This window comes from Paraburkholderia fungorum (assembly GCF_046026025.1).
In the GTDB taxonomy this organism is placed as follows: Bacteria; Pseudomonadota; Gammaproteobacteria; order Burkholderiales; family Burkholderiaceae; genus Paraburkholderia; species Paraburkholderia fungorum_E.
In genome coordinates this window covers 322,165-335,191 of record NZ_JAQQFL010000002.1, presented here as the reverse complement: position 1 = coordinate 335,191, position 13,027 = coordinate 322,165, and the positions used below count along the sequence as shown (strand labels likewise).

10 protein-coding genes are annotated in these 13,027 nt (G+C 62.9%); 4 read left to right on the top strand and 6 right to left on the bottom strand.

All coding sequences use genetic code 11. The annotated features are described in order from the left end of the window. Positions 1-83 precede the first annotated feature (83 nt). Positions 84-2,429: a Tex family protein gene (locus PQR67_RS03670; protein WP_408454558.1), complete on the bottom strand. Its 2,346-nt coding sequence runs from the start codon at positions 2,427-2,429 to the stop codon at positions 84-86. A gap of 157 nt (positions 2,430-2,586) precedes the next feature. After that, positions 2,587-2,988 (bottom strand): hypothetical protein, encoded by a 402-nt coding sequence (locus tag PQR67_RS03665; RefSeq protein ID WP_408454833.1) that lies wholly within the window; start codon positions 2,986-2,988, stop codon positions 2,587-2,589. On the opposite strand from PQR67_RS03665, the gene PQR67_RS03660 reads away from it, so the two are divergent. The 3 genes from PQR67_RS03660 (at position 2,873) to yoaA (ending at position 6,479) form a co-directional block, all read left to right on the top strand. Further along, positions 2,873-3,802 carry a hypothetical protein gene (locus PQR67_RS03660; protein WP_408454555.1) on the top strand — a complete coding sequence of 310 codons (930 nt, stop codon included), beginning with the start codon at positions 2,873-2,875 and terminating at the stop codon, positions 3,800-3,802. The genes PQR67_RS03665 and PQR67_RS03660 overlap by 116 nt on opposite strands. A 124-nt stretch (positions 3,803-3,926) precedes the next feature. After that, on the top strand, positions 3,927-4,145 hold the full coding sequence (locus PQR67_RS03655; RefSeq protein ID WP_028199545.1) for a DUF465 domain-containing protein: 219 nt from the start codon (positions 3,927-3,929) through the stop codon (positions 4,143-4,145). 63 nt (positions 4,146-4,208) lie between these two features. Next, positions 4,209-6,479: a DNA repair helicase YoaA gene (gene yoaA / locus PQR67_RS03650; protein WP_408454552.1), complete on the top strand. Its 2,271-nt coding sequence runs from the start codon at positions 4,209-4,211 to the stop codon at positions 6,477-6,479. A 146-nt stretch (positions 6,480-6,625) separates the two neighbouring features. Here yoaA and PQR67_RS03645 read toward each other — a convergent pair whose 3' ends face one another. Together PQR67_RS03645 and PQR67_RS03640 are read right to left on the bottom strand one after the other, a co-directional pair. After that, entirely contained in the window at positions 6,626-6,892 is a 267-nt protein-coding gene (locus tag PQR67_RS03645) for a hypothetical protein (protein ID WP_408454550.1), read from the bottom strand. Positions 6,893-7,123: 231 nt separating this feature from the next. Further along, entirely contained in the window at positions 7,124-8,374 is a 1,251-nt protein-coding gene (locus PQR67_RS03640) for a JmjC domain-containing protein (RefSeq protein ID WP_408454547.1), read from the bottom strand. Between the two features lie 32 nt (positions 8,375-8,406). Between PQR67_RS03640 and PQR67_RS03635 the strand changes: the two genes are divergently transcribed. Beyond that, entirely contained in the window at positions 8,407-8,949 is a 543-nt protein-coding gene (locus PQR67_RS03635) for an FKBP-type peptidyl-prolyl cis-trans isomerase (RefSeq protein ID WP_120343684.1), read from the top strand. On the opposite strand, the gene PQR67_RS03630 is transcribed toward PQR67_RS03635, so the two are convergent. After that, complete coding sequence (locus tag PQR67_RS03630; protein ID WP_408454827.1) at positions 8,929-10,308, bottom strand: hypothetical protein; 1,380 nt, start codon at positions 10,306-10,308, stop codon at positions 8,929-8,931. The genes PQR67_RS03635 and PQR67_RS03630 overlap by 21 nt on opposite strands. Further along, positions 10,295-12,982: a DNA mismatch repair protein MutS gene (mutS, locus tag PQR67_RS03625; RefSeq protein WP_408454544.1), complete on the bottom strand. Its 2,688-nt coding sequence runs from the start codon at positions 12,980-12,982 to the stop codon at positions 10,295-10,297. The genes PQR67_RS03630 and mutS overlap by 14 nt, the downstream gene beginning before the upstream one ends. Positions 12,983-13,027: the final 45 nt, after the last annotated feature.

The following is a 13,027-nucleotide window of genomic DNA, read 5'->3' as shown; positions in this document are numbered from 1 at the left end:
TTTGCCGCTCATTTTGCTGCTCAGTCAGTCTCGCGAACGTCGGCGCGCCATTCCATCACGCACCGACGCACCGACGAACCCGCTTACTTCTGCTTGAGCTTGGCGAATGCAGCGGCCATTGCGCCGCCTGCTTCCGGTTCACGGGAGCGCTGTTGCTGCGCGCCGCGTCCACCGGTGCCCGGGCGGCCGCGATCCTGCTGGGCGCCGCCACCGCTGCGCGCTGTGCTCGCTGCCGCGCCGAACTCGTCGTCCAGACGCATGGTCAGCGCAATACGCTGGCGCTTCACGTCGACTTCCAGCACCTTCACCTTGACGATCTGACCGGCTTTGACCACTTCGTGCGGGTCTTTGATGAACTTCGTCGACATGGCCGACACGTGCACCAGGCCGTCCTGATGCACGCCGATATCGATAAACGCACCGAAGGCCGCCACGTTCGTCACGACGCCTTCGAGCACCATGCCCGGCATCAGGTCGCTGACCTTCTCGACGCCTTCACGGAAGGTCGCGGTCTTGAACTCGGGGCGCGGGTCGCGGCCCGGTTTTTCGAGTTCCAGCAGAATGTCGCGCACGGTCGGCAGGCCGAAACGTTCGTCGACGAATTCCGCCGGCGACAGGCCGCGCAGCGCATCGCGATTACCGAGCACTTCGCCGACATGCTTGCTGATCTGCGCGAGCATGCGTTCCACGACCGGATAGGCTTCCGGGTGAACCGACGAGCGGTCGAGCGGATTCTCGCCATTGTTGATGCGTAGGAATCCGGCGGCCTGTTCGAAGGTCTTGTCGCCGAGGCGCGGCACTTTGCGCAGATGTTCGCGCGAGGGGAACGGACCATTTGCATCGCGATAATCGACGATGTTGCGCGCCAGCGTTGCGTTCAGACCCGACACGCGCGCGAGCAACGCGACCGAGGCCGTATTGGCATCCACGCCGACCGCGTTTACACAATCCTCGACCACCGCGTCGAGCGAGCGGGCCAGTTCGCGCTGATTCACGTCGTGCTGATACTGGCCGACGCCGATCGCCTTCGGCTCGATCTTCACCAGCTCCGCGAGCGGGTCCTGCAGACGCCGCGCGATCGATACCGCGCCACGCAGCGTCACGTCCATGTCCGGGAATTCCTTCGCCGCGATCTCGGACGCCGAGTACACCGACGCGCCGGCTTCCGACACCACGATCTTCTGCAGCTTGAATTCCGGATGCCGCGCAATCAGTTCGCTCGCGAGCTTGTCCGTCTCACGCGACGCCGTGCCGTTGCCGATACTGATCAGCTCGGCCTGCGTCTGCGCGCACAGGCGCGCGAGCTTGGCGATCGAGCCGTCCCAGTCGCGACGCGGCTCGTGCGGATAGATCACGTCGGTGGCGAGCACCTTGCCGGTCCGGTCGACCACCGCGACTTTCACGCCGGTGCGCATGCCAGGATCGAGGCCGATCACGGCCTTCGGCCCGGCGGGCGCGGCGAGCAGCAGGTCCTTCAGGTTGCGGGCGAACACGCGAATTGCTTCGTGTTCGGCTTCATCGCGCAGATTGGTCAGCAATTCGTTTTCGATGTGCGGCTGCACCTTCACGCGCCAGCACCAGCGGCACACGTCGGAGAGCCACTTGTCGGCCGGGCGGTTCTGATTGGCGATGCCGAAGTGGCGCGCGATCAACGCTTCGCCCGGATGCGGCACCTGCGCGTCCAGTTCTTCGCCGAGGCCCAGCTTGACCATCAGCACGCCCGCATTGCGGCCGCGGAACAGGGCCAGCGCGCGATGCGACGGCACGGTACGGATGGTTTCCGCGTAGTCGTAGTAGTCGCGGAATTTCTCTTCTTCCGCGTTTTCCTTGCCTTCGACCACTTTCGACGACACCACGCCCTGGTTGAACAGGTAGTCGCGCAGCTTGCCGAGCAGATCCGCGGTTTCGCCGAATTGTTCCGAGAGGATGTCGCGCGCGCCGTCGAGCGCGGCCTTGATGTCAGCAACGCCTTTTTCGGCGTCCACGTAGGCGGCGGCTTCGGTTTGCGGGTCGAGCAGCGGATTTGCGAGCAGCGCGTCGGCGAGCGGCTGCAGGCCGGCTTCGCGGGCAATCTGCGCGCGTGTGCGGCGCTTCGGTTTATACGGGAGATACAGGTCTTCCAGCACCTGCTTGCTGTCGGCGCCTTCGATCGCGGTGCGTAACTCGTCGGTGAGCTTGCCCTGTTCGTCGATACTCGCGAGGATCGTGGCGCGCCGGTCTTCCAGCTCGCGCAGATAGAGCAGGCGCTCTTCGAGATTACGCAGTTGCGTGTCGTCGAGATTGTCGGTCACTTCCTTCCGGTAGCGGGCGATGAACGGAACAGTCGCTCCTTCGTCGAGAAGTTGCACCGCGGCCGCGACCTGGCGCGGCTGGACGGACAGTTCGGCGGCGATGCGCTGTACGATCTTGAGTGCTACGGTTTCCGTCATAAGGTCCTGGTGTTCCTGCTACTCAATCAAAGGTCGCGCGGTAATGGGGCACGCGAGGCACGGGCCGGGCCCACCTCGGGCACGCCGGTGCACGCTGGGCGTGCGCGCTGCGACCAGGTTGCTGGAGCGGGGCATTTTGCCATAAATGCCAAAGGGCTCAACCGCAGGGTGATAGAATTTCGGGCATGTTCCGTTGGCCATTTACGACGTTGCCTACCTCCTTGTCCCTCAACCGCCTGGGCTCCCGCTTGGTCTCTCGCTTGTCACAACTGCCGTCTTTTTTGTCGCCGCGTTTGGCGCGCTCGCCGCTTACGTCGATAGGGTCGCTGATGCCGCTCATGTCGTCGGTGTGGGCGTCGCGGTCCGTGCTCAGGTCAGCGTTGCCGTCCAATGGGATGTTTTTTGCGTCGTGCGCCTCGTGCGTTATGGCCGCCGCGCTAGCCGTGTCCGCACCGGCCGCGGCACAATCGGCCGCTCCGCTCGAGGCCGCCGGCAGTCTCTCGCCGGAAAGCGCTTCGGCTGCGCGGGCAGCAAGCGCTGCGCCAGCAATGGGCACCATGAACGGCACGGGCACGGGTGCAGGTAATGGGACTAGTGCGACTAGTGCGGATAATGCCGGCAACGCCGGAAATGCTGACAGCGCGACATCGCCCGACAGCGCATTCGACGCGCGGCAGAAGGTCCTGGATCAGCGCACCGAGGAAAACAACTACCGTTACGCGGTTGCCGAACACGATTGCTACAGTAAGTTTCTCGTCAACTACTGTCTGAACAAGGCGCGTGACAGCATGCGCTCGGTGCAGGCCGACATTCGCAAGGAACAGCTCGCGCTCGACGGCGAGCAGCGGGTCCAGCGCGCCCGCGAGCGTGACGAGCAGGCAGCTCTCAAACGTGCACAAGATGAAGCTGGCGCGCCGCAACGCGCCGCTGACGACGCGCGTAACGCACAAGCCTACCAGGAAAAGCAGCGCCAGCATCAGCTCGATCAGGCGCAGCGTACGGCCGAGGCGCCGCAACGCGCCGCCAATGCTCAAGCGTATCAGCAGAAGCAGCAACAGCATGCGCTGGATCAGGCGCAGCGCGGCATCAACCCGTCGCAAGCCGCAGCCAACACCCAGGCGTACGATCAGAAGCAGGACGATTTCCAGCGCAAGCTCGAAGAAGCGCGTCAGCAGGGTGCGCAAAAGGCGCAGGAGCGGGTGGACAAGCAGCAGAGCTTCGAGAAGAAGCAAGCCGATGCGGTGCAGCACAAAGCCGACGTTGAAGCGCGCCAGAAGCAGGCGGCCGAGAAAGCCGAGCAGAAACGTCAGGACCAGTTGAAACAGCAACAGCAACTTGAAGAACAGCAGAAGCAGCAACAGCAACAACAGTAGGTGTGCTGTAGCGGTTCTGGTAGGGTAGTAGCCAGGCAGTCGTCGTACGCGTTTTAAGCCGGACAGCAACCTCAGGCATCGGGCTGCGCCACGCAGTCTGTGCCGCTTACGAGAGGAGGCGAGCATGCGCGATCAACATCACGTCATCACCGCTGACACACTTCGCGACCGTATCCTGCAACTGGAATCGGAGCATAGTGGGCTCGATCGCTTGATCGACCGAATGTCGGATGAGCCCGGCATCGACGACTTCGAGTTGCAGCGCCTGAAAAAGCGCAAACTCAAAGTCAAGGACACCATCATCTTGCTGCAATTGCAGCTCGAACCGGACGCACGCGCCTGAGTTCGCGGCCTGGCAGGCGCCGGGTCGCGCCGCGCGCGCCGGACTTTGCAGGAAACGCTTGCCTTGAATTCACCGCTTGAAACTTCACCACGCGCCACGGCGGGCGACGACGCTTCTGCGGCCGGCGCTCCGGTGGCCGGCACTCCGGTGCCGCGTGCTCCCGCGTCGGCGCTCTCCGCGTCATTGAATCCGCGCCGCGCCGCCGAACTGGACGATATCTTCGCCGACAACGGCCTGCTCGCCCGTCAGATCGACGGCTATCGCTCACGCGCGTCGCAGATCGAGATGTCGCGCGCCGTCGCGGCTGCCATGGAAGCGTCGGGTCGTGCCATGCCCGAACCTGCTATGTTCGAAGCGCAAAAGCGTCCAGCGCGGCGTTTGCAGGCACCAGGCGCGGATGCGGCGGCCGATAGCCCCGAAACCGGGGAATCGAACGGTCTCGACGGCAGCGAAAACACGCTGATCGTGGAGGCGGGTACAGGCACCGGCAAGACCTACGCGTATCTCGTGCCAGCCATGTTGTGGGGCGGCAAGGTGATCGTGTCCACCGGCACCAAGCATTTGCAGGATCAGCTCTTTCAGCGCGACATTCCGACTGTGCGCGATGCGCTCGCCGTACCGGTCTCGGTGGCGATGCTCAAGGGACGCGCGAATTACCTGTGCCACTACTATCTGCAGCGCACGGCGGATAACGGCCGTCTGCCGTCGCGCCAGGAAACCTCGTATCTGCAGGACATCATTCGCTTTGCCAAGATCACGCGCACAGGTGACAAGGCGGAGCTCGCGAGCGTACCGGAAACGGCGGCGGTGTGGTCGATGGTCACGTCCACGCGCGAAAACTGCCTCGGTCAGGAGTGCCCGCACTACAAGGAGTGCTTCGTGATGCAGGCGCGCCGCGAGGCGCAGCAGGCCGACATCGTGGTGGTCAATCACCATCTGTTTTTCGCCGACATCATGTTGCGCGATACCGGCATGGCTGAATTGCTGCCTACGGCGAACACGATTGTCTTCGACGAAGCGCATCAACTGCCGGAAACCGCGACGCTGTTTTTCGGCGAGACGCTTTCCACTACGCAATTTCTCGAGCTCGCGCGCGATTGCGTGGCGGAGGGTCTCGGCCACGCGCGCGAGTCGGTTGACTGGGTGAAGCTCGGCGCGACGCTCGAGCGCGCGGCGCGCGACGTGCGGCTCGCTTTCAAGGAAGACTCGGTGCGCTTGTCGATAGGCCAGTTGCCCGACGATCATCCGTTGTTCCCCGCGCTCGAAACACTCGAGACCGAGCTCGACGCATTGACTTCCGCGTTAGCGAGCCAGGCCGAGCGCGCCGAATCGATCGGCGCCTGTTTGCGCCGCGCGCGCGAGTTGCAAGGCGTGCTGGCGGGCTGGACGACACCGCCCACCGAGACCGAGCGCGCAGCCGCTGAAGCCGCTCCGGCGGACGCCAAGGCCGAGCGTGCCGATCCGAACGAAAAGGTGCGCTGGATTGAAGTCTTCTCGCACACGGTGCAGTTGCACGAAACGCCGCTGTCGGTTGCGCCGATCTTCGCGAAGCAGCGTGCCGGCGTGCCGCGCGCGTGGATCTTCACGTCGGCGACATTGTCGGTGCGGGGCGACTTCACGCACTATGCGGCGCAGATGGGCCTGAACGCAAAACGTTCGATGACGCTGCCGAGCCCCTTCGACTATCCGACGCAAGGGCTCCTGTACGTGCCGCGCAACTTGCCCCAGCCTTCGTCGCCGACGTTTACCGACGCCGTGTTCGACGCCGCATTGCCGGCGATCGAAGCCTCGGGCGGTGGCGTATTCATGTTGTGCACGACGTTGCGCGCGGTGGACCGCATCTCGACCAAGTTGCGCGACACCATTGAAGCGCGTGGTTGGGACTATCCGCTGCTGGTGCAGGGCGACGCGAGCCGCACCGAGTTGCTCGACCGCTTCCGTGCGTACGGCAATGCGATTCTGGTGGGCAGCCAGAGCTTCTGGGAAGGCGTGGACGTGCGTGGCGACGCGCTCTCGCTGGTCGTGATCGACAAGCTGCCGTTTGCGCCGCCCGATGACCCGGTGTTGTCGGCGCGTCTGGATGCACTGACGAAGAAGGGACTGAGCCCGTTTGCGGTCCATCAGTTGCCGCAGGCTGTGATTACGCTCAAGCAGGGCGCGGGCCGTCTGATCCGCGCTGAAACCGATCGTGGCGTGCTGATGATCTGCGACACACGTCTTGTCGACAAGCCGTATGGGCGCCGTATATGGCAGAGCCTGCCGCCATTCAAGCGCACACGTGAGATCGAAGTCGTGCGTGAGTTCTTCGAAGAGAACGGAACGCCTGTTCAATAGGCGATTAAATGCATGCCGTTGTAAAAGCGGCGCTTAAATGACAAAACGCCACGGATGTGAATCCGTGGCGTTTTGCTTTACTGCCCGGAAAATCGAGGTGATTTCCCGATGCAGTTTTCGCCCAGAGGCGAACCCTATGCGACAGCTTACTGGCTTGCGCCCGAAGCCGGAGCAGCAGCCGAAGCTGCAGCGCCTGCGTCCGAAGCAGCGGCCGTAGCCGAAGCAGCAGCATCGCTCGCAGCAGCAGCCGCACCCGAAGCAGCAACTGCTGCGTCCGAAGCTGCAGCAGCCGGTGCCGAGGCAGCAGCCGATGCGTCGCTAGCTGCAGTCGTAGCTGCCTGATCGCTGCTCTTGTTGCATGCAGCCAGTGCCACAGCTGCCAACAGGGATGCTACGAGGAGGGATTTCTTCATGATCACGTCCTTTTATGGTTAAAGGTAAGCAACAGCGCAAAATAATACCGGTAATGTGCTCCAACACCGACCTGGGCCGCTGGTGGAGACGCTCTTTTGACGAGCTAGAATCTTCCCTACGGCTTGGGCGGAAATTATATGCACTTTCGTACTGACAATCCATAAATCCGGGGTCAATACGTTGTCTTTCTCATACAAAATTTCACAGTACGGTATAACACGCGGGCAGAGTTACGCAAGCTCGCCCACTTGTATCCAGCCCGCACAATACCACTCGTGCAGTAGTGCTGTCACCGACGAATCGTGTGAGAGTGTTACAAAGCGTTTCGCACTCATACACCGATGGTCGGCGAGGTCAAACAACCACTTTTTTGCGCCATCAAATGGCGTTTCCTCTCCATTTACGAAGAAAAAACGGCGGTTGTACAACAAATTAGTCTTGCGATCGAGCCGGATGCCCGACTTCGATGCGTGACTGATGAAACGGGCTTCATTAAGCGGTCGTTGCGGCGGATCAAAGACGACACTCGGCTTCGGTTCGCTAAGGTACGTGCCGAGGAACGACGCAATGTCCTGCTCATTCCATTTAACGCCAGCAAGGATCGCGCCAACGCGTTCGACCAATGCAGCGGGCAGCTCCGCCGGACGGTCGACGGCAGGTTGTTGCGGGTCGCGATAGAGCGCACTGGGGCGCCCCGCCGACTCGCCGCGCTCGGCCAGATGGTAGAGGAACTGCGCGGTCAACTCGCCTGCAGACGGAGCGCGAAAACCGATCGAGCAGGTCATGCATTCACCTTCGGCAACACCGTCATGCGCGATATGCGGCGGCAGGTACAACATGTCGCCCGGTTCGAGCAGCCATTCCTGTTCCGACTCGAAATGCTGTAAAACTTTCAAAGGCAAACCGGGCTGGAGTGTCAGATCTTTCTGCGCACTGATTCGCCACCGGCGCTTGCCTTTTACTTGCAAAAGAAACACATCGTAGGAATCGAAATGGGGGCCCACGCCGCCGCCATCGCTCGCATACGAAATCATCAGGTCGTCCAGACGGGCGTCCGGCACGAAACGGAAGCGATCGAGCAAGGCACGCGCGCGATCGTTGTAGAGGTCCACGCCTTGCACGAGCAGGGTCCAGGCGCGCTGTTTCACCGACGGCAGTTCATCCGGCGCGAACGGGCCGTGCTCCATTTGCCACTTGTTGCGAAAGTGCGTGATCAGACGTGCTTCGACCTCGTCCTGATCGGCGAGCTCGAAAAACTCGTCGCGCGACAGCGGCGCTTCCACATTCGGGATCGCCTGACGGATCAGCAGCGGCTTTTTCTGCCAGTACCGGCGCATGAATTGCGACGGCGTCAGATTGCCGAGCAGCGGCGTGGGCGTGTCGGGAGAGGGCGGCAGGCCAGGGAGCGTCGGCTTCGAAGCCGGCGAAGATTTCCGTGCCGAAGCTGCATCGGCCGGGTGGTCAGTGGGCCGCTTGGGCATCGTATAATGTGAGTTGTATTCTGGAGAATCGAATGAAAATCGCAAAGAACACCGTCGTGTCGGTCGCTTACAAGCTGTCGGATGCGCAGGGCAATCTGATTGAAGAAAGCGACGAGCCGATGGTCTATCTGCACGGCGGCTATGATGGCACGTTCCCCAAGATCGAGGAAGAGCTCGACGGCCATGAGGCCGGCTTCGAGACCCAGATCCAGCTCGAGCCGCAAGACGCGTTCGGTGAGTACGATCCCGATCTCGTGAAGATCGAGCCGCGCGATCGCTTCCCGGAACCGCTTGAAGTCGGCATGCAATTCGAAGGCACGCCGGAAGAAGGCGATGAGGATCTCGATTCGCTCGTCTACGTGGTGACCGACGTGGCGGAAGACAAAGTCGTGCTCGACGGCAACCATCCGCTCGCCGGCATGGCGCTGCGTTTTGCGCTGACCGTCAAGGACGTGCGTCCGGCTACCGAAGATGAAATCCAGCACGAACACGCGCATGGCGCCGACGGCCTCGAAGTCCTCGATGAAGATGACGACGAAGCCGACGACGAAAAATCAGGGCCCACGCTGCACTGAGCTTGCGGGCAAGCCGGGAACGCCTGAAGGCGCGCCCGGTGTGTGCGGCAAGACGGCTGAAGCGGGCGGGGCGGACATGGCGGGCCCGTACTGTTGATACTGGCCGTTGCCGTCGTCCGCCGGGTTGTATTGCGGCTGGCCGGACTGCTGCTGCAATGATTGCGGTTGTCCGGGTGTCGGCAACAATGGCGGCAACTCGGAAGCCGGACCTAACGCAGGTACCGCCGGCATCGAAGCGGGCGGCTCGTCGCGCTGCGGCACGGGCGGTGCCGTGGGTATCGGCATTTGCCTCGGCACATCGCGCACGCTCACGCGGAACGGCGGTTTCTTGCCGAGATCCGCATCAATCTGAATCCACTGGTTAAGACGATCATGCGGCGCAATCGCGATACGCGTGAGATTCGTCACCAGCATTCCCTTGTCATTGCGTAGCGGCTGATCGATCACGAAGCCGGTGTTCGTGCGTTCATCGTCGCAATGAATTACCAGCACGGGTCCGCGAAAAATCTGTGCGAGTTTGACGAGGCTACGTTTGAACTCCAGAAAACCGTCACGGCGCGTGTTGCGCGTAAAGCGCAGCCACGCAAAGCGGTCGGGCCGTTCGTAGCGCTCCGGATCGGGGTCGCCTTGAATGAAAACGATAATCGCGCGCGCGTCGCGGCGTTTAGCGTATTCGGCAGCGTGCTCGAGCCAGAATGCATTGGCGATCACGCGATCTTCGAACTCCCCGTTGCGGCCGCCCGCAGTCAGGTAGTGGTTGTTCGGGCCCGGTGCATTCAGACCGACAAACACGGTATCGTCGACTTGCCAGCGCACGTTCTCCCGGAACGGACGAAAGCGGGACACTTCGCTCTCGCGCGTCAATGCGATCGGATTCTGGCCCATCGACGTGGAGTCGGTGAACAGGGTCTGGCGCAATTGATCGAGCCGCTCGACCGGGTCGAAGCCGCCGGCCTGAGCCGTGCCGCAATCAGTCCAGTCGTGCTGGCCCGGAATGAAGAAGAGGGCGGGTCGCGCCATTTCGAGCAGCGCATGGCGCCGTTCATATAACGCATCGCGGCAGGCTTCTTTCGCGCCCTTCAGATTACCGTCGTAGACAATGAACGATATATCGCGCTCGCGGCTGATCGCCTCGATCAGGCGTTGCGTGGGCGCTTCGTCGGCGGGGCTTTGCATCGTGTTGGCGATGACCGCGAACGCATAGCGCGACGTTTCGGCGTGCGCGAGCGGGACAAATGCCAGTAGCGAAACCAGACCCGTGAGCGACGCAAAGCCGCCCGTGAACGTGAGGGCGACGCTCAGCGCCGCGCAAAATTTGCGCGGGTGCTGCGAGGGCCTGTGTGCGTCAATGATCCGCATCCGGCGCGGCGGCCAGCTCGTGCAGTTCATACAGCAGATCGAGCGCTTCGCGCGGGCGCAGATCGTTCGGATCGATTGCGCGCAGCCGTTCGACGAGCGCCTGCATGGCTGGTGACGCTGCCGCCGAATCTCTCTTGTCGCCGCGTTCGTCGTCTGCATCTTCGAGCAGCATGGGCAGCGGTGCCGCGAACAGATCGAGTTGCGGTGCGGGTTGCGCCGCCGATTGCTGTTCGAGATGGGCGAGATGCTTGCGGGCTGCGCGGATTACTGCATTCGGCACTCCGGCCAGTTGTGCGACCTGCAAACCGTAGCTCTGATTCGCGGGACCTTCGCTGACCGCATGCAGGAACACGATGCCATGCCCATGCTCGACCGCGGACAGATGCACATTGGCCGCGTGTGGAAACTCGGCGGGCAACTGCGTCAATTCGAAGTAGTGGGTGGCGAACAGCGTATGACAGCCGTTGTGCGAAAGCAGGTGCCGCGCGATGGCCCACGCCAGCGCAAGGCCGTCGAACGTCGACGTGCCGCGCCCGATCTCGTCCATCAGCACGAGACTTTGCGGTGTCGCGTCGTTCAGGATCGCCGCCGCTTCCGTCATTTCCACCATGAAGGTTGAGCGGCCGCCGGCCAGGTCGTCCGCGGCGCCGATTCGCGTGAAGATGCGATCGATCGGGCCGAATGCGGCGCGCCGTGCCGGCACATAGCTGCCGACGTGCGCCAGCAAGGCGATCAGCGCGGTCTGCCGCATGAAGGTCGACTTACCGCCCATGTTCGGACCGGTGATCAGCAGCAGCTTGCGCTCTGGGGTGAGCGTGCAGTCGTTAGCGATGAACTGCTCGACCTGCGCTTCGACAACCGGGTGCCGGCCCTGTTCGATTTCGATACCGGTATCCGGAGAAAACGTCGGCGCGACCCAATCGAGTGCCCGGGCGCGTTCAGCGAAGGCCGCCAGCAGATCGAGTTCGGCGAGTGCCGCCGCTACCCGTTGGCAGTCGGGAATAAAAGGCAGCAGCGTTTGCAGCAATGCGTCGTAAAGCGAGCGTTCGCGGGCCAGCGCGCGTTCCTGCGCGGAGAGCGCTTTGTCTTCGAACGTTTTCAGTTCCGGCGTGATGTAACGCTCGGCGTTTTTCAGCGTCTGACGGCGGCGGTAGTCGTCCGGCACCTTGTCGGTCTGGCCGCGCGTGACTTCGATATAGAAGCCGTGCACCTTGTTGTACTCGACGCGCAGATTGCCAATGCCGGTGCGGGAGCGTTCGCGCGTTTCGAGGTCGATCAGGAACTGCCCACAGTTCTCCGAAATGTCTCGCAATTCATCGAGTTCCGCATCGTAGCCGCGAGCGATCACACCGCCGTCGCGCACCATGGCGGACGGCTCCTGCGCGACTGCACGCTGAAGCAGCTCGACGCACGCTTGCGGCGGTTCCAGCGACGCGTCGATACGCGCCAGCGAATCCGCATTGGACGACACGGCCGCGAGTTGCGTGCGCAGCTCGGGCAAGGCAATGAACGTATCGCGCAGGCTCGACAGGTCGCGCGGCCGCGCCGACAGCAGCGCGAGACGCCCGGTAATCCGCTCGATGTCTGAGACCTGCCGCAACGCACCGCGCAGAGAATCGACGCTTGCACCCGGCGGCGCGTCAAGCAATGCGCCGATGGCTTGCTGACGTGCTTGCGCCACGGCGGCTTCGCGCGGCGGATGGTGCAGCCAGTGACGCAACAGACGGCTGCCCATCGTCGTGCAGCAGGTGTCGAGCAGCGAGCACAGCGTGGGCGATTCGGTGCCGCGTAGCGTTTCCGTGAGTTCAAGATTGCGGCGCGTAGCGGGGTCGAGCCCGATATATTCCGATTCGTACTCGACCTTCAGGCTGCGCACGTGGCGCAGTTGCTGGCCTTGCGTGGCCGCCGCATACAGCAGCAGCGCACCCGCCGCGCCGCACGCCGCTGTCAGCGAATGCGCGCCGAAGCCGTCGAGGCCGGCCACTTCGAGTTGGTCGCACAGACGTTGCGTGCCCGAGGCGATATCGAAGTGCCAGACCGGCACGCGGGTGAGGGCGCCGGCGTTGACGGGAGGCGTCCAGCTCGCTGAGTCGGTCTGTGCATCGGCCACCAGAATTTCCGCGGGACGAATCCGTTCGAGCGCGGCGGCCACCTGGTCGGGTGCAACTTCGGCGAGGCGCAAAGCGCCGCTCGCCAGATTCAGCCACGCGAGCCCGACGCTCGTCGCGACACCGCGACGGTTATGCGCAACGCACAGCGCCATCAGGTAGACGTCGCTCTTGTCGGACAGAAGTGCTGCGTCTGTCAGCGTGCCCGGCGTGACCACGCGCATGACTTTGCGCTCGACGGGGCCTTTCGACGTAGCCGGATCGCCGATCTGTTCGCAAATCGCGACGGATTCGCCGAGCTTCACCAGCTTGGCCAGGTACTGTTCGACCGCGTGATGGGGCACACCGGCCATCTTGATCGGATTGCCCGCCGACGCGCCGCGCTGCGTCAATGTTAAATCGAGCAGGCGCGCGGCTTTTTCCGCGTCTTCGAAAAAGAGTTCGTAGAAGTCGCCCATCCGGTAGAACACCAGCGTGCCCGGATGATCCGCCTTGATGCGCAGGTACTGCTGCATCATCGGCGTGTGTTGTGCGACGTCATTGGCCGCTGCGGTTTGAATGCCCATCCGTGGTGTCTTTTTGCGTTAGCTGTTCAGGGCGTGAGTTTAACC